This window comes from Agarivorans sp. MS3-6 (assembly GCF_054112545.1).
In genome coordinates this window covers 498,864-515,794 of the sequence record NZ_CM134202.1, presented here as the reverse complement: position 1 = coordinate 515,794, position 16,931 = coordinate 498,864, and the positions used below count along the sequence as shown (strand labels likewise).

Genomic DNA, 16,931 nt, shown 5'->3' with positions numbered 1-16,931 from the left:
AGACAAGATGTTTAGTTTCTTTGAACGGCTGCTGGCTGCCATATTGTTACTGCTGCTAACACCGGTGTTGCTGATGGTGGCGGTACTTATCGCGTTCAAGTTGGGGCGGCCGGTCCTATTTACCCAGCAGCGGCCGGGTTTACACGGTAAAGCGTTTAAGATGATTAAGTTTCGCAGCATGCGAGATGATAAAGACAGTACTGGTCGGTTATTGTCAGATGAAGAGCGCTTAGGCGCGTTTGGCCGAGCCTTACGTGCCAGCAGTTTAGATGAGTTACCCGAGCTGTGGAATGTCGTTAAAGGTGAGATGAGCTTTGTTGGCCCCAGACCCTTGTTGATGGAGTATTTACCCCTTTATTCAGAGCAACAAGCAAAACGACATAATGTTAAACCCGGGGTAACCGGCTGGGCACAAATCAATGGCCGAAACTCGGTCACTTGGGAGCAAAAATTTCAGCTGGATGTTTGGTACGTTGAAAATCGCTCTGTTTGGCTAGACATTAAAATACTGTTTTTAACGGTGAAAAAAGTGATTAGTAAAGATGATGTTAACGCAGTTGGGCAGGCTACTATGAGCAAATTCACCGGGAGTAAGTCGTGAAAAGCATTGCGATTTATGGCGCTGGTGGCCATGCTAAGGTGGTGGTTGATATCGCCAAACAACTGGGTTACACCCACATTGTTTTGTTTGATGAACGTTGGCAGCAGCTAGGGTTGATAGAAGCTTGCTCGGTAAAAGGTGATTGGCAGGCTTTGCTTCGCTATTTGGCCGATAAGCCCAGCTCGGATGTGCATGTTGCTATTGGTAATAACCATACGCGTTTAGACAAAATTGCCCAGTTAGAACGCTTGGCTTATCAGCAACCCGTATTAGTTCATCCTAGGGCTTATGTTAGTGATTCTGCCAGCATTGGATTGGGCTCAGTGATTATGGCTAATGCCACGGTGAGTGTGAATTGCCGCATCGGTAGAGGGGTCATCATTAACCATAATAGCTCGGTTGATCATGATGGACATTGTGCCGATGGAGTGCATATTGCTCCCGGGGCTCACCTTGCCGGAGAGGTGAGTGTGGGACGGGCGAGTATGCTTGGAATTGGCAGTTGTATTATTCAGGGAATTATCATTAAAGCCGATGTAATTGTTGGTGCAGGTTCAGTGGTAGTAAAAGATGTGAAGCATGCTGTAAAAGTGTACGGAAATCCCGCTAAATAAGGCCTGAATGATTGTAGCTGGCGTCGCTTTGGTTCACTATAAAGGCAGCATTTATAAAGGATTATAAGTAATAGTATTCATGGAAGAGTTACCTCGTTGGCCTAGTTTTACCGAGCAAGAAGCGCAAGCTGTTAGTGATGTTTTGTTATCTAATAAAGTTAATTATTGGACCGGCGAAAACGGTAAAGCGTTTGAGAAAGAATTTGCCGCTTGGTGTGGCAGCGAACACGCCGTAGCAGTAGCCAACGGCACCTTAGCTTTAGAGTTAGCGTTACGTGCCTTAGAGATAGGTGAGGGCGATGAAGTTATTGTTACCTCTCGTACGTTTATCGCCTCGGCCAGTTGCATCGTTAATGTAGGTGCAAAACCAGTATTTGCCGATGTGGCACTAGACAGTCAAAATATCAGCGTCGACACCGTTACCCCGCTTATTTCCGATAAAACCAAAGCCATAATTTGTGTGCACTTGGCCGGCTGGCCTTGTGAGATGAATGATTTCAAGCGCTTGGCAGAGCAACATCAATTGTATTTAATTGAAGATTGCGCTCAAGCCCATGGCGCCAAATATCATGGACAAGCCGTTGGCAGTTTGGGCGACATTGCGGCGTGGTCATTTTGCCAAGACAAAATTATGACCACCGGCGGTGAAGGCGGTATGGTCACCACCAACAATGCTTCGCTTTGGCAACGTATGTGGTCTTATAAAGACCACGGTAAATCATGGGAGGCGGTTTATCAGCGCCAACATCCACCCGGTTTTCGCTGGTTACATGAAAGCATTGGCAGCAATTGGCGTATGACCGAAATGCAAGCTGCGATTGGTCGCATTCAATTACAAAGAATGGGCGATTGGCACCAACGCCGAGTGGCTAATGCACAGAGGCTCACCGAGTGTTTAAGTGAGTTTAGTTTCATCAACATCCCTCGCGTTCCAGCGCATATCCAACATGCATTTTATAAGTTTTATGCCTTTGTTGATGAGTCACAGTTAGCGGGCATAACGAGAGATCAGATTGTCGAGCAGTTAAACCAGCATGGTGTGCCATGTATGCAAGGCACCTGCGGTGAAATCTACTTGGAGAAAGCCTTTAATGGTTTAGGCGTACAACCTAGCCAAGCGCTTCGCAATACTCAGCAGTTAAGCCGTAGTTCTTTGATGTTTATGGTGCACCCAAGCTTGTTGGCCGCAGACATGAGCAAGATATGCAGCGCTATACAAGCGACTTTGCAGCAACTTGTTGTTCACCAACACTTAGACAGCATGCAGGTAAAAGGAATTTAGATGCTCGCTCATCATACCTATCTCACTATTCTTAATTTGATTAGTCGCCGTCAAAAAGCCGCGCTAATGCTAGTACTAGACATTGTGTTTTTGAGCTTAGCGTTTTGGGGCGCGTTATGGGTAAGGTTTGCTGACGCTAACTACTTTAAAGATACCCCCACTTGGATCACCTTCTTTTCTGTGGCGCTAACCACCCTTATCGGTTTTTGGTACTTTGGTTTGTATCGCTCGGTATTGCGTTACATTAATGCCAAAAGTTTACAATGTATCTTGTTGAGCTTTTTGCTCGCAACGCTATTAATGATTGTGACTTCATTTTACTTTCAGGCCTTAATTCCCAGAACGGCTCCTTTTATTTATTTGGCATTTGGGGTGATGTTGTGTGGCGGGGTTCGATTTGCCATTCGCTTGTTGTTTGTGTGGTTAGAGAATAGTGCCAAACAAAATGTCATTATTTTTGGGGCCGGCGAAAGTGGTAGGCAGTTATTACAGGCCATTAGCCAAGGTGATAATTTTCAAGCGGTGGCCTTTATTGACGATAAAGAAGAGCTACGCAACTCGCTAATTCATGGCTTAACGGTTTACCCGCCAAGTCAGTTAGCGAAACTGATCCACCGTTTTCAAGTATCTAAAGTATTATTGGCTATCCCTAATGCGGGTAAAAAAAGGCGCTCAGAAATTCTGATTGGTTTAGCTAATCTGAATACCGAAGTGTTAACGGTTCCCCGTTTAAATGACTTGGTCACCGGTGAAGCGAAAGTAGATCAGATCAAAGAGGTCGATATTGAAGATTTGCTGGGGCGCGAAGCAGTAAGCCCTGATGTACACCTTATGGAAAGCCAAATTCGCAATAAAACCGTGTTGGTGAGTGGTGCTGGCGGGTCTATTGGGTCTGAATTGTGTCGGCAAATACTGCAGTTTAGGCCGGCTAGACTATTACTGATTGAGCGCTCAGAAGTAGCCTTGTATCAAATAGAACGAGAGCTTAAGAGTCGCTGTGAAGCATTAGCGCTTAACATTGAGCTAGTGCCTCTAATGACCTCTGTACAACACCTGCCTCGCTTAACGAGCATTATGCAAACTAACAATGTAGATACGGTGTATCACGCTGCCGCTTATAAACATGTGCCCTTAGTTGAACAAAATGTGGTGGAAGGGGTGTGTAACAATGTATTTGGCTCTTACAACATTGCTCAAGCAGCCATCAAAGCAAAAGTAAGATCGTTTGTCCTGGTGTCTACAGACAAAGCGGTTCGCCCTACCAATGTGATGGGCGCCACTAAACGTTTAGCCGAGTTGGTTATGCAAAGCTTGGCCGACCATCAATCTCAAACGACTATTAGCATGGTGCGTTTTGGTAATGTGCTGGGTTCTTCGGGTTCGGTTATCCCCTTATTTAAAGAGCAGATCCGTAAAGGAGAGGCGCTTACTATCACCCATCCGGATATTATTCGCTATTTTATGACCATACCAGAGGCCGCTCAGTTGGTTATTCAGGCTGGCTCTATGGCTAAAGGAGGTGAGGTATTTGTGCTGGATATGGGCGAACCAGTGAAAATAGCCGAACTGGCTAAGCGCATGGTGCATTTATCGGGCTTAGAAGTGCGCGATGAAAACAACCCTGACGGCGACATTGAACTTAAATATACAGGGCTTAGACCTGGCGAAAAACTCTATGAAGAGTTGCTGGTGGGCGATGATGAAAGGCCTACAGACCACCCACGGATCCTCACTGCCAATGAGAGTTTTATTCCTTGGGCAGAACTGATGGATTTGTTTAGCGATCTGAATGACGCTTGTGATGCGATGGACCAACATGCGGTGATTCGCTTATTGAAACAAGCGCCTTTGGCTTACTGCCAAGAGCCGCGCCAGCCGCACTTAAAAGCGGTCTCTTAGGATTGCACAGTGGTTAAGCTCACGCTGATACGCGGCTTACCCGGGAGCGGTAAATCAACACTGGCTAATACTATTGATGCGGTTCATCTAGAGGCCGATATGTACTTTGTGAACCAACAGGGCGAGTACTGTTATCAGCCAGATAAAATTGCTCAGGCTCATCAATGGTGCCAGCAGCAAACCGAGCAACAATTGGCCTTAGGCCATGATGTAGTAGTGGCGAACACCTTTGTACAGCAATGGGAAATGCAAGCTTATCGTGACCTTGCCAATAAGTACCAGGCTGAGTTAGAGATAGTGTGTTGTAACGGGCAATACTCTAACGTTCATGAGGTCAGCGCGATGACTATCGCCAATATGCGGGCTAAGTGGCAAGATTAGCCAAGACAAAAAATAAAAAAGACGCTTTATGCGTCTTTTTTGTTTTTAGAGGCCTCGTTATGCCGTTCTAGTTTCGGCATACATAGCACTGATTTGCTCAGCAAAGCGACTTTCGATGACCGCGCGGCGCAACTTAAGTGTTGGCGTTAGTTCACCTTGTTTCATACAAAACTCGCGTGGCAACAGGGTAAATTGTTTCACCTGTTCAAAGCGCGCCAAATTGGTTTGCACTTGTTTAAGCCTAGCTTGGATAAGTTGTTTGATTTCGGCGTTTTCTAACAACTCATTGCGGTGTTGCCATTTTATACCTAACTGTTTGGCATGCAGTTCTAAGGCTTCAAAGGCGGGCACAATCAGCGCCGATACAAAGTGGCGAGCGTCAGCAATAATCGCGACTTGCTCAAACAAAGGCTCTCGAATCAACGCGCCTTCAACTCGTTGTGGGGCAATGTATTTACCGCCAGAGGTCTTCATTAACTCTTTAATACGCTCGGTCAGTACCAGATTACCTTGGGCATCAATATTTCCAGCGTCGCCGGTGTGTAGCCATCCATCGATGATGGTTTCGGCGGTAGCTTGTGGTTTATTAAAGTAACCACGCATGACGGTGTCACCTTTAACCAAAATTTCACCCTTATCAGATATTTTGATCTGTAGGGCTTCTAAGGGCTGACCTATAGTACTGATCGCTTTTTGTGTTTCGCTATAGCAAGACACCGTAGCGGTCGATTCTGTCATCCCGTAGCCGTAGTTAATCGGTACGTCTAAGCATTGAAAAAAGCTATTGATATCATCAGCTAATCTCGCGCCAGAGCAGGGTAGTAGTCTTGCTGGGCCGAACACGGCGCGGATCTTAGCTAATACCAGTTTGTTAGCTAGGGCGTAACGTAGCTTCAACCAAATTGAGAGTGTTTGCTGTTGCTGCTTAGCGTTTAAGCGCTGTTGAGCGACCGACATTGCCCAGTTAAACAGTGTTTGTTTTACCGCTGGAGCGGTTGATACTTTCTGTAGAATCGCCGAGTGGATTTTTTCATACAGGCGCGGCACGCTGCACATCAGCGTAGGCTGACTGCGCGGTAAGGCTTGTTGTATTGTTGCCGGGTCTTCTAAGTAAATATTGGTCGCTCCGCGATACAATATGTAGTAAGTCCAAGCCCGTTCAAATACGTGACTTAGTGGCAAAAAGCTCAGCGATACATCATCACTATTTACCGCTAAACGTTGGTCATGCATAGCAAAGGCTGCGGCAAAATTGCGGTGATCAAGCATTACCCCTTTAGGCTCGCCGGTAGTACCAGAAGTATAAATAAGGGTGGCTAAGTCATCCATTTGCAGCTGTTTTTGGCGCTCTGAAAGTTCTGCGTCGTCGGCGCTTTCGCCTAATGTGAGAATTTGCTTCCAGCTAAGTACATTTTGCTGCTTAGTATGTTCGCTGTCTTCAAAGCAAATTAAGGTTTCTACATGGCCTGCAGCCAATAGCTCTAAGCCTATTTCTACCTGCTCTGCTTGACCTACAAAAAGGATTTTGCAGTCAGCATCTTTTAGTATGTATTGGCTTTGCTCAAGGGTGTTGGTGGGGTATATCGGCACTACACAGCCGCGCGCTGCCAAAATGCCAAGATCGGCGATGGTCCATTCAGGCATGTTGGGAGACATAATCGCCACCCGCTGTTGTGGTTGATGGCCTAAGCGAACCAAACCTTTTGCGACTAGCGTCCATTGCTGAGAAAAATCGGTCCATGTAAAACACTGCCAGGCTTGATTACGCCAAATTTTCAGCGCCACTTGTTGGGCTTGCTGCTGAGCTTGTTGGCTAAGCAAGGTAACGATGTGCTGCATGTATTCTTACCTTTAAATGGATGAGGGCAAGTAGTTGCCACTTTGAGCGGGCTATTTTAGGGAGTTTTGATTGAGCGAACAAGTGTAAGCTCAGCAAAAATGAAATAATATTTCGTCACGTTATGGGAAGCGATAATTCATGCTGCTTAGCGGCTTAGAATTACCAACAACACACTCAATTACTCTGGCCTGAAGGCGACGCTTACAATACGCCAACTGCTGAGCAAGTGGCGGACGAGTTTAGTGCCGTTTGAATGATGGGTAAACGTTGCCATTTTGGCCGTGAATATAAATGTAATTCTTCATCCTTTTTATCGGTTTGCAGACCAAATTAGAGGCTGAAGTATCTAAGGGCTTTACGCCTTTTGTTCAAGGTTTAGTGTATTTTCTAGTTAACTAAAGCCTCTACTTAGCAGTGTTTATACCTGTTTATCATTTGATGCTAAGCAAACAGAACAATGCGCAGCGACACAAAAATAATGATTACTAGAAGTAAAGTTTACATAAAAGTGGAAACGTTTACCCTTTCGTGCTTCAATATAATTATTCAGGCTGTTATAAGCAGTGTTAGTTTGATGAGCGCTTAGCGATTGTTACAGCGTAAATGGAGAAAGGAATGAACAAGGTCTTGGTGACGGGCGGTATGGGTTACATTGGTAGTCATACCTGTGTACAAATGATTGAAGCTGGCTTAAGCCCCATTATTTTGGATAATTTGTGTAACAGTAAGCTTGAAGTATTGGCTCGTATTGAATCTTTAACCGATAAGCAGCCAGCCTATTATCAAGGTGATGTGCGAGACCGCGCCATTCTGGAGCGCATTTTCGTTGAGCATAAAATCGATTCTGTGATCCACTTTGCTGGCTTAAAAGCGGTGGGCGAATCAGTACAAAAGCCTTATGAGTATTACGATAATAATGTCGTTGGTTCGCTGGTACTGATTGATGTCATGCGTAAAGCGGGGGTTAAAAGCATCGTATTTAGCTCATCAGCCACGGTATACGGTGAGCCAAGTGTGATGCCTATTGATGAAAGTAGCCCCACTGGCGATGTCACCAATCCTTACGGTCGCAGTAAATACATGGTGGAACAATGCTACCGAGACATTCAACTGGCGGCGCCAGACTTGAGTGTCACCCTGCTGCGCTACTTTAATCCGGTGGGAGCACATCCTAGTGGCTTGATGGGCGAAGACCCGCAAGGGATCCCTAATAATTTAATGCCATTTATCGCTCAAGTGGCGGTGGGGCGTAGAGACAGTTTATCGGTATTTGGCAATGATTATCCCACGCCAGATGGCACCGGTGTTCGAGATTATATTCACGTAATGGATTTAGCCGAGGGCCATATTGCTGCCTTGACCAAGGTGGGTAAACAAGCGGGTCTACATGTTTTTAACTTAGGTACTGGCACAGGTAGTTCGGTATTAGAGATGCTTAACGCCTTTGGCAAAGCTTGCGGTAAAGACATCACTTATAACATTTGCCCGCGCCGTAATGGTGATATTGCCGAATGCTGGGCCGCTACCGATAAGGCCAAGCAAGTCTTGGGCTGGAAGGCGACCCGGAGTGTTGAAGATATGACAGCGGATACCTGGAACTGGCAGTCGAACAATCCCAATGGCTACGATAAGTAATCACTTTGAAATTAGAGAGCGTTTAAATGACGTTTTTGATGGAGTAATAAACCCATGGTAAACAATCTATTTGACCCCACTGAGCATCCTCATCGCCGCTATAACCCTCTAACAGGGCAGTGGATTTTGGTGTCGCCGCATCGCGCCAAGCGCCCTTGGAGTGGCCAAGACGAAGCCCCTGCAACGGCGACTTTGCCAAGTTATGACAAAGGCTGCTTTTTGTGTGCCGGTAATACCCGTATTTCGGGTGATAAAAACCCTCACTACCAAGGGACTTATGTATTTACCAACGACTTTGCGGCCTTAATGACCGATTCACCCGACGTGCCAGCCTCAAGCGATCCCTTGTTTAAAAGTATGCAAGCGCGCGGTTTAAGTCGAGTGATTTGTTTCTCTCCCGACCACAGTAAAACCTTACCGGAGTTATCGCTTAATGCGATTCGCTGTGTGATTGATACCTGGAATCAACAAATTGAAGAGTTAGGTAAAGACTATCTATGGGTGCAGGCCTTCGAGAACAAAGGGGAAACCATGGGGTGTTCACAGCCGCATCCGCATGGACAAATTTGGGCGAATAGCTTTTTACCTAATGAGATTGAACGTAAAGACCAGCATTTACGTAGCTATTACCAACAGCATGGTAGTAACTTGCTGGTGGACTATGCGAGCAAAGAGCAAGCCGATGGTACGCGTACCGTAGTAGAAACCGAGCACTGGATCGCCGTGGTGCCTTACTGGGCGGCATGGCCCTTTGAAACCATGTTGTTGCCTAAAGCGCCTATTCGTCGTATTAGCGAGTTATCAAACCAGCAGCGTGATGATTTAGCCCTTGCGATTAAAAAGCTCACCAGTCGCTACGATAATTTATTTCAGTGTTCATTTCCTTATTCAATGGGCTGGCACTTTGCGCCCTTCTTTAAAGAAGGTGATAGCTCTACTGAACACTGGCAGTTACATGCCTTGTTCTACCCACCGCTATTGCGCTCTGCCAGCGTACGTAAATTTATGGTGGGGTATGAAATGCTAGCCGAAAGCCAGCGAGATTTAACGGCAGAACAGGCGGCTGAAAAATTACGCAATGTCAGCGACGTTCACTATAAAGAACAAGTTAAATAAGGGAGCAGCAAATGACTCAACGCCAACAACAACTAATTGAAAAGGTAAGCACTGCCTTTACTACTATGACTGGCTCAGCCCCCGCCAAACTCATTCAGGCTCCTGGGCGGGTAAATTTAATCGGCGAGCATACTGATTACAACGATGGTTTTGTGCTGCCTTGTGCCATCGATTACCAAACTGTAGTCGCTGCCTCGCCTCGCGATGACAGCATCGTGCGGGTTGTATCGGTAGATTATGATAATCAGGTCAATCAATTTGATATTAGTCAGCCGCTAGAATTTGACGAAACCTGCATGTGGGTGAATTACATACGCGGTGTGATTGATTGTCTATTAACTAAAGGCTATCAACTAAAAGGTGTTGATCTTGCGGTCAGTGGTAATGTGCCACAAGGGGCAGGGCTTAGTTCTTCTGCTGCACTAGAGGTAGTGATAGGCCAAACCTTTAAAACACTGTTCAATTTAGAGGTTTCTCAGCAGCAACTGGCCTTAATTGGCCAAGAAGCTGAAAATAACTTTGTAGGTTGTAATTGCGGCATTATGGACCAATTGATCTCTGCTGAAGGAGAGGCCAATCATGCTCTGCTGATTGATTGCCGCTCACTAGACACTAAAGCAGTCGCCATGCCGGAAGAGATGGCCGTGGTGATTATTAACTCGAATAAAAAACGTGGCTTGGTAGACAGTGAATACAATACTCGCCGGCAACAGTGTGAAGCCGCAGCTAAAGGTTTAGGGCTTAGTTCTTTACGTGATGTTAGTGAAGCCTTGTTTGCCGAAAAAGCTGACACCTTAGACCCCGTTGTTGCTAAGCGGGCACGCCATGTTATTACTGAAAATGCGCGTACACTGGCAGCGGCTGAAGCGCTAAAAGCCAATGATATGGCAAGCTTGAGTGTATTGATGGAGCAATCACATGCTTCAATGCGAGATGATTTTGAGATTACCGTGCCCGAAGTTGATAGCTTGGTTGATATTGTTAAACAAGTCATTGGTGCCGAGGGTGGGGTACGTATGACTGGTGGTGGTTTTGGTGGTTGTATTGTGGGGTTAATGCCGCCGGCTTTAGTAGACAAAGTATGCCAAGCAGTAGAGCAGCAGTATCAAGCAAAAACTGGCTTAAAGGAAAGTATTTATGTGTGTAAGGCGATGGCGGGAGCTGGTGCTCTATAGTCATTAAGCTCGATTAACTTCACTTTACACTGGTAGGCCATAGCTTAAGTGTGTTTCAAAAACCTCGATGTTATTCGAGGTTTTTTGTATTTGGTGTGGCTGGTGATTATTGCCGTATAGGCTGGAATTATTGGCGTCCCCTGCGAGATTCGAACTCACGTCTAAGACTTAGGAGGTCCTTGTTCTATCCAGCTGAACTAAGGGGACTTTTTGCCTGAGTGCGGCATTGTATACCAATTAAATCCCGCAATAAATGGCTATCTAGCTTTCTGTTAAGTGAGCGAGTTAGATAGCAATTAAATAAGTCACTATGGTTGATCAAATGAGTCGCTAGGCAAGCGGGTTGTTTGCGACAACTTGCTTTGAGCCGTTAAGACTCAGCGACTTAAGTTGTCTACACGAGTACCTTTGACTCAATAGTCTCTCTTATTAGAGTGCTTTCCTCGTCAGTGAAATCTAGGTTTTCGATGGATGACACGTTTTCTCTAAGTTGTGTGGCTGAGCTGGCACCAATGAGCACCGATGTCACTCGGTGATCATTTAATAACCAAGCTAATGACATTTGCGCTAATGTTTGCCCTCTGGCTTTGGCGATGGTAGCGAGCTTATTTATTTGTGGTAAGTGTGCGATAACTTGCTGCTCTTGGAGGTAAGATTTATCATTGTTTGCTCTAGAGTCCTTAGGGATACCATTAAGGTACTTATTGGTGAGCATGCCTTGAGCCAGCGGAGAGAAGGCTATCATTCCGATGCTTTTGTTACTGAGTAGATCCAGCAAGCCATCTTCAACGCTACGTTCAAACATCGAATATTTAGACTGATTAATGACAAAGGGAGTACCAAGCTGCTTGAATAGGGTTAGGGCTGCGTTGGTTTGTTCGGCGTTATAGTTAGACAGCCCGACATACAAGGCCTTGCCTTGTTTCACCAGTAAGTCTAAAGCGTAAACGGTTTCTTCTATTGGCGTTTGGGGATCAGGGCGGTGATGATAAAACAGATCAACGTATTCTAGATTCATTCGTTTTAAAGATTGGTCGATGCTGGAACACAAGTACTTACGAGAGCCGCCGTTACCGTAGGGCCCTGGCCACATATCATAGCCAGCTTTAGTCGATATAAATAATTCGTCGCGATATGGGCGTAAATCTGCATCGAGTATTCGACCTAAGGTTTCTTCAGCGGACCCATAGGGAGGGCCATAATTATTTGCTAGGTCAAAATGGGTGATCCCTAAATCAAAGGCGGCTCTTAGAATGTTTCTGGCGTTGCCGAAGCTGTCAAACTGACCAAAATTGTGCCAAAGCCCCAAAGAAAATGCCGGTAGTAAAATGCCACTATTTCCGCACTTTCGATATGGCATTGCCTCATACCGCGAAACATCCGCAACATAGGGCGTGAATGGCGCATGATCATTTATCTTCATGTTTGAAACCTTTCTATTAGATTGTAAAAAACAAAATGATGAATAGCTTTTACTTATGGATTCACTGCTTTAGAGAACATAAAGAATCAACATGTCTGTATCGCGAGTTTATTATTAAATTTGAACTTAATTACCCAGTCCTAAATGTCTATTTTTGTATTCTGTTGGGGTTAATTTGAATTCTTTCTTAAATAAGGTGTAGAAATAGTGGGTAGAAGGGTATCCCGCTAGGGTGGCTATTTCATCGATGCTTAAGCTATCTTCTTCTAGTAACATATCCACAGCACTATCTAATTTGGATTGAAATATTTCTGTATGAATAGAATGGCCGAGACTTTCTTTAAATTTTGATTCTAGCTGTGTTCTTGAGCATCCTTCGTATTCAACCACATCTTGGACCTTTATACCTTTCGCAAAGTTGTTACGTATAAAATGTAAAGCCCTGATAACGGTAGGTTCGACCACTGAACGGAAGTCGGTGCTGGTTCCCTCGACAATCAACTCAGGATTAGAGAAGGTGACCTTTTCGATAGGTTGATTATCGATATATTTTGCCAATTTTTCTGTTACAAGCTGACCCAAGGAATAATAATTGGGGTCAACAACAGATAGAGTGGTTAAGCTAAAGTAGTCAGTTGGTCTTATGTCTCCAATACTCACTATTGATATTTCATCAGGAACAATTATTTTTTGTTCTTCACATACGCTAATGAGTGTCCGAGCTCGCGCATCACTAGTGACAATAATGCCGCATGGTTTGCTTAAGCCATGAACCCAGTGTGACAAGCTATGGTATTCTTTTATCCATGATGAGAAACTGGCTTGATAGCCTTGGTAAAGAATGGGGTTCTTTTTACGCTTAGATTGCAGTTTAAAGTAGGTTTCCGTTCTGGTTTTTTGCCAAGGATTACTATCGTCATCATGTAGGCTGTAGAAGCCTATATTATCTAGGCCTTTGGCCACCAAAAAATCATGGGCCAGCGAGATCATCATTTCATTGTTTAAACAAACAACAGGGTGCTTATGGTCTTCCTTTATTTGATCTGTGCCACTCAATATTCCCACAACGGGTATGTTTAGAGGTTCAAGTAATTTGTGAATATGCGGCTGGCTATAGTCAGCAATAATGCCATCAAACCACAGTTCAATATCATCTGTTTTTTTATATTTTAGCTCTTGGCTCAACACAATTGACCAGTTTATATCATGGTGTTTCACATAATCACTGATACCTCGCATCACTTCAGAGTGAGCCGATAGTTTTGGGTTTAGCAAAATAGCGATTCTCAGCGGCTTATTTAAAAGCCGCTGAGTATCTATTTTGAAATACCTCGTTTTCTTATTCAATGCATTGCGCATAACTAGTTGTGAGCATCACTGAGTTTTCGATGTTTTAATTTTTCTAAAAAGCGCAACATTCGCGCCGAAGAAAGCAGTCTTTGCATGGCGATAAATACAAATAAAAGTAAGCCAATAAATATCTTGGTCCACCAACTATTTAGTGTTCCATCAAATGAAATTATGGTTTGTATTACACCCTGAATGAGCACGCCAAAGAGTGTTCCAGCGACAAAGCCCACTCCTCCTGTTAGTAAAGTACCACCGATTACTACAGAGGCAATCGCATCAAGTTCAAGCCCCATTGCTGCAAGTGAGTAACCACTAAACGTATAGAAAGAGAACACAATCCCACCAAGGGCGGCAAATAGACTGTTTAATGCATAAATATTAATGATTGTTTTCGCTACCGGAACACCGAGTAATCGAGCCGATTGTTCGTTGCCGCCAATCGCATAGATATTACGTCCAAATCGAGTGTAATGAGCGATATAGATGGCAACAGCCAATACAACAAACATGATTAAAGAGCTGACCGTTAAGTTTCCTCCACCGATAATCGGTATCGAGAAATCAGCAATCGAATCATAGAATTCATGAGTGATTGGAATTGACTCAATACTAATGACAAACGATAAGCCGCGCAGAAAAAACATACCCGCTAATGTAACGATAAATGGTGGCAATTTATAGCGCTCAATAAGTAAGCCCATAAAGCCACCAAATAGCCAAGCCAACATTAAAATGATGGTAAACGCGATAATAGGATGGACGTTGTAATGCTCGATAAGCACCGCAACCGATACGCCAACACAAGCGATCATAGAGCCGACAGACAGGTCAATGCCACCCGACAAAATAACAAATGTCATGCCAATGGCCGTAATCACTAGAAACGCATTGTCGGTAAATAAGTTGGTGAAAACTCTCATGCTAAAAAAGTTGTCGAACTGTATAGAGCCCAAACTGTATAAGGATATAAATACAACAATAGTCGCCATTAAGGGCATATATTTAATATTCATTTGCCAGCTTCCTTTTGGTATAACTTGCCAAATCCATTTAGCTCTTTGCGGAATTGCGGAGACATTATTAGCATGACTAGAATAACAACCCCCGCTTTCACAATGTGAGTAAATTGCACAGGTAAACCACTGGTTAAAATGGTGGTGGTCATGGTTTGTAGGATTAACACGCCCACTAATGTGGGGCCTATGTAGTAACGACCGCCAGCGAGTGCTGTACCGCCAACCACTACTGCAAGAATGGCGTCTAGCTCAGACCATAAACCCGCGTTATTGGCATCGGCGCCTTGAATGTCACTGGTTAGTATCATCCCTGCTAATCCTGCACATAAACCACTAAATACGTAAACGAGTACCTTTATTTGAGGCTCTCTAATGCCAGCAAAGTAGCTGGCCGTTGGATTAGCACCAATGGATGAAATAAATAGACCTAAAGCGGTTTTTTTCAAGACGAGAAAGGTCAGTGAGTAAGTGATAATCACCAATATGATCGAAAATGGTAAACCGAATAAATTGCCCCCACCAATGAATTCGAAACCCTCATGATTAAAGGTAAGGATTTGACCACCGGTAATTAGCTGGGCTATTCCTCGTCCTGCTACCATTAGTATTAACGTTGCAATGATCGGTTGAATACCCAAGAGGCTTACCAACACGCCATTCCATAGGCCTGCTATTAGGGCGACTGAGATACCCGCTATGATAATGATAGGCGTCGATGTAATTATGTCGTTTTGTATCAAATAGGCACAAACAGCTCCTGAGATTGCGACCACTGCGCCGACCGATAAATCAATCCCTCCGGTTGCTATCACTAGGGTCATGCCTAAGGCTAACAACGCAATGGGGGCCGCTCGGTTCAGTATGTCAATAATACTGCCAAATAGACGGCCGTTTTTGATTTCAATATGAAAAAATGAAGGGTCATTAACTAAATTGAACAGTAATAAAAGTGCTAGCGCAAACAGCGGCCAAAATAACTTATTATTCATCATGCTAGTTAATTTTATCTTCACCACTTCACTATGGTTTATGGTTAACTCTTTCATGATGCCTCCTGAGCTATTTTCGCCATCAAATTCTGCGTAGAAATTTCATCACCAATCAGCTCGCCAATCATATTGTGGTCTTTTAATACGGCAATACGGTCACTAAATTCAACTATCTCATCTAGTTCTGATGAAATGACCATCAAGGCCATACCTTGCTGACAAAGCCCATCGATAATTTGTAAGATTTCAGCCTTGGCTCCAACATCAATACCGCGCGTTGGTTCATCTAAAATTAGTAACGATGGTCCAGATGCCAGCCATCGCGCAAGAATAACTTTTTGTTGGTTACCGCCACTTAATTCTTTGACGGGTTTATTGATGTCTGATGTCACGATGTTTAGCGATCGGATAAACCGTTTGGCTATTTCGTTTTGCTCTTTCGTTCCGATCATGTTGAACCAGCCTTGCTTGGCTTGTAACGCCAGAACCATATTTTCAATGACCGATAGCTCGCCAATAATTCCTTCAATCTTTCTATCTTCTGGGCAAAATGCTAATCCTTCTTGAATAGCATCATGTGGACTATTAAATGTTTGACGGTTCCCATTGATTTCAATTGAGCCTTGCTCGGGCTTTTCAATGCCAAATAATAGTTTTGCTAATTCAGTGCGACCTGCACCTAATAGGCCTCCAAGCCCAAGTGTCTGCCCCTGGAAAATATTCACATCACATGGATTAATCATGCCTTTTCGACCAATATTGGTGGCAGATAAAAAGGGTTTAGCACCTGCTTTAAGTTGGTGTTGAACTTTTTTGTTGGCGTCTTTGTTTTGCAGATGTTTACCGAGCATTAAATTAATGAGTTCAAGTTGTGGTAGCTCGCTAACATCATGTCTAGCGACATATTGCCCATTTCTTAAAACAGTTATTTTGTCACAAATATCGTATACCTGATCCAGAAAATGGGTGACAAAAATAATGCCAATTCCTTGATTTTTTAGCTTACGCATCAGGTTGAAAAGTTGGTCTACTTCTTTATTATCTAGGCTCGCCGTCGGCTCATCCAAAATGAGTATTTTGGCTGACATATCAACGCCCCTAGCAATCGCTATCATTTGTTGAATAGCAATAGAGTATTCACTAAGAGTGCCTGTGACATCTATTTGTACATCCATACTCGACAGTAATTTTTTTGCATTTTTATTCATAGCCGACCAATCAATGCGGCCATGTTTATAGGGCTGTCGACCAAGGTAAATATTTTCAGCCACGGTAAGGGTTGGAATAAGGTTTACTTCTTGGTGTACGGTACTAATTCCCTTTTTTTGAATATCTTCAGCAGACAACTGGCTAATGCTTTCTCCTGCTAAGTTAATCGAACCGGAATCAATAGAATACACTCCAGTAATGCATTTTATTAATGTGGACTTACCAGCGCCGTTACCACCAAGAAGGGCCATGATTTCGCCTTCTTGAAGTTCAAACTGAACTTGACTAAGAGCTTTGACTCCTGGAAAAGTTTTGTTTAATTGGTTCACTGTAAGTATAGGTTTAGGCTTCATCTCAATGACCTTTATCTATATTAAATGGATAACTTCAAAAGTCTTAAG

At 44.1% G+C, this 16,931-nt stretch carries 14 protein-coding genes and 1 tRNA gene; 8 read left to right on the top strand and 7 right to left on the bottom strand.

What is annotated here, in order from left to right:
• The first annotated feature begins 7 nt into the window (after positions 1 to 7).
• From ACVFI8_RS02425 to ACVFI8_RS02405, 5 genes are all read left to right on the top strand, one after another.
• On the top strand, positions 8 to 601 hold the full coding sequence (locus tag ACVFI8_RS02425) for a sugar transferase (protein WP_248715611.1): 594 nt from the start codon (positions 8 to 10) through the stop codon (positions 599 to 601).
• The gene (locus ACVFI8_RS02420) at positions 598 to 1,215 is read left to right on the top strand and encodes an acetyltransferase (RefSeq protein ID WP_248715012.1); all 618 of its coding nucleotides are present in this window, start codon (positions 598 to 600) and stop codon (positions 1,213 to 1,215) included. Before ACVFI8_RS02425 ends, ACVFI8_RS02420 begins: the two co-directional genes overlap by 4 nt.
• A gap of 79 nt (positions 1,216 to 1,294) precedes the next feature.
• Positions 1,295 to 2,497 carry a DegT/DnrJ/EryC1/StrS family aminotransferase gene (locus tag ACVFI8_RS02415; RefSeq protein ID WP_248715013.1) on the top strand — a complete coding sequence of 401 codons (1,203 nt, stop codon included), beginning with the start codon at positions 1,295 to 1,297 and terminating at the stop codon, positions 2,495 to 2,497.
• Positions 2,498 to 4,396: a polysaccharide biosynthesis protein gene (locus ACVFI8_RS02410; protein ID WP_457872931.1), complete on the top strand. Its 1,899-nt coding sequence runs from the start codon at positions 2,498 to 2,500 to the stop codon at positions 4,394 to 4,396.
• 9 nt (positions 4,397 to 4,405) lie between these two features.
• Positions 4,406 to 4,777 (top strand): AAA family ATPase, encoded by a 372-nt coding sequence (locus ACVFI8_RS02405; RefSeq protein ID WP_457872930.1) that lies wholly within the window; start codon positions 4,406 to 4,408, stop codon positions 4,775 to 4,777.
• Positions 4,778 to 4,834: 57 nt separating this feature from the next.
• Here the strand turns inward: ACVFI8_RS02405 and ACVFI8_RS02400 are convergent, their stop codons facing one another.
• Entirely contained in the window at positions 4,835 to 6,616 is a 1,782-nt protein-coding gene (locus ACVFI8_RS02400) for an AMP-dependent synthetase/ligase (protein WP_457872929.1), read from the bottom strand.
• A 616-nt stretch (positions 6,617 to 7,232) separates the two neighbouring features.
• Between ACVFI8_RS02400 and galE the strand changes: the two genes are divergently transcribed.
• The 3 genes from galE to galK are packed head-to-tail and all read left to right on the top strand — an operon-like array spanning position 7,233 to position 10,543.
• The gene (gene galE / locus ACVFI8_RS02395) at positions 7,233 to 8,252 is read left to right on the top strand and encodes a UDP-glucose 4-epimerase GalE (RefSeq protein WP_457872928.1); all 1,020 of its coding nucleotides are present in this window, start codon (positions 7,233 to 7,235) and stop codon (positions 8,250 to 8,252) included.
• Positions 8,253 to 8,306: 54 nt separating this feature from the next.
• Positions 8,307 to 9,368 carry a UDP-glucose--hexose-1-phosphate uridylyltransferase gene (locus ACVFI8_RS02390; RefSeq protein WP_457872927.1) on the top strand — a complete coding sequence of 354 codons (1,062 nt, stop codon included), beginning with the start codon at positions 8,307 to 8,309 and terminating at the stop codon, positions 9,366 to 9,368.
• Positions 9,369 to 9,379: 11 nt separating this feature from the next.
• Positions 9,380 to 10,543: a galactokinase gene (galK, locus tag ACVFI8_RS02385; protein ID WP_457872926.1), complete on the top strand. Its 1,164-nt coding sequence runs from the start codon at positions 9,380 to 9,382 to the stop codon at positions 10,541 to 10,543.
• Between the two features lie 131 nt (positions 10,544 to 10,674).
• On the opposite strand, the gene ACVFI8_RS02380 is transcribed toward galK, so the two are convergent.
• The 6 genes from ACVFI8_RS02380 to ACVFI8_RS02355 all read right to left on the bottom strand — a co-directional run bounded on the left by ACVFI8_RS02380 (position 10,675) and on the right by ACVFI8_RS02355 (position 16,883).
• A tRNA-Arg gene (locus ACVFI8_RS02380) sits at positions 10,675 to 10,750 on the bottom strand.
• A 187-nt stretch (positions 10,751 to 10,937) separates the two neighbouring features.
• Complete coding sequence (locus ACVFI8_RS02375; RefSeq protein ID WP_457872925.1) at positions 10,938 to 11,966, bottom strand: aldo/keto reductase; 1,029 nt, start codon at positions 11,964 to 11,966, stop codon at positions 10,938 to 10,940.
• Between the two features lie 126 nt (positions 11,967 to 12,092).
• Entirely contained in the window at positions 12,093 to 13,241 is a 1,149-nt protein-coding gene (locus ACVFI8_RS02370) for an AraC family transcriptional regulator (protein WP_248715044.1), read from the bottom strand.
• Positions 13,242 to 13,327: 86 nt separating this feature from the next.
• A complete protein-coding gene (gene yjfF, locus ACVFI8_RS02365) occupies positions 13,328 to 14,329 on the bottom strand; it encodes a galactofuranose ABC transporter, permease protein YjfF (protein WP_248715045.1) in 1,002 nt (333 codons plus the stop codon).
• A complete protein-coding gene (locus ACVFI8_RS02360; protein WP_248715046.1) occupies positions 14,326 to 15,378 on the bottom strand; it encodes an ABC transporter permease in 1,053 nt (350 codons plus the stop codon). The genes yjfF and ACVFI8_RS02360 overlap by 4 nt, the downstream gene beginning before the upstream one ends.
• Positions 15,375 to 16,883: a sugar ABC transporter ATP-binding protein gene (locus ACVFI8_RS02355; RefSeq protein ID WP_457872924.1), complete on the bottom strand. Its 1,509-nt coding sequence runs from the start codon at positions 16,881 to 16,883 to the stop codon at positions 15,375 to 15,377. Before ACVFI8_RS02355 ends, ACVFI8_RS02360 begins: the two co-directional genes overlap by 4 nt.
• Positions 16,884 to 16,931: the final 48 nt, after the last annotated feature.

Excerpts from the sequence above, each read along its gene's own strand:
- ACVFI8_RS02400 (WP_457872929.1), bottom strand. The coding sequence starts at position 6,616 with ATGCAGCACATCGTTACCTTGCTTAGCCAACAAGCTCAGCAGCAAGCC.
- ACVFI8_RS02410 (WP_457872931.1), top strand. The coding sequence starts at position 2,498 with ATGCTCGCTCATCATACCTATCTCACTATTCTTAATTTGATTAGTCGC.
- yjfF (WP_248715045.1), bottom strand. The coding sequence starts at position 14,329 with ATGAATATTAAATATATGCCCTTAATGGCGACTATTGTTGTATTTATA.
- ACVFI8_RS02425 (WP_248715611.1), top strand. The coding sequence starts at position 8 with ATGTTTAGTTTCTTTGAACGGCTGCTGGCTGCCATATTGTTACTGCTG.
- galE (WP_457872928.1), top strand. The coding sequence starts at position 7,233 with ATGAACAAGGTCTTGGTGACGGGCGGTATGGGTTACATTGGTAGTCAT.
- ACVFI8_RS02415 (WP_248715013.1), top strand. The coding sequence starts at position 1,295 with ATGGAAGAGTTACCTCGTTGGCCTAGTTTTACCGAGCAAGAAGCGCAA.
- ACVFI8_RS02360 (WP_248715046.1), bottom strand. The coding sequence starts at position 15,378 with ATGAAAGAGTTAACCATAAACCATAGTGAAGTGGTGAAGATAAAATTA.
- galK (WP_457872926.1), top strand. The coding sequence starts at position 9,380 with ATGACTCAACGCCAACAACAACTAATTGAAAAGGTAAGCACTGCCTTT.
- ACVFI8_RS02375 (WP_457872925.1), bottom strand. The coding sequence starts at position 11,966 with ATGAAGATAAATGATCATGCGCCATTCACGCCCTATGTTGCGGATGTT.
- ACVFI8_RS02355 (WP_457872924.1), bottom strand. The coding sequence starts at position 16,883 with ATGAAGCCTAAACCTATACTTACAGTGAACCAATTAAACAAAACTTTT.
- ACVFI8_RS02390 (WP_457872927.1), top strand. The coding sequence starts at position 8,307 with ATGGTAAACAATCTATTTGACCCCACTGAGCATCCTCATCGCCGCTAT.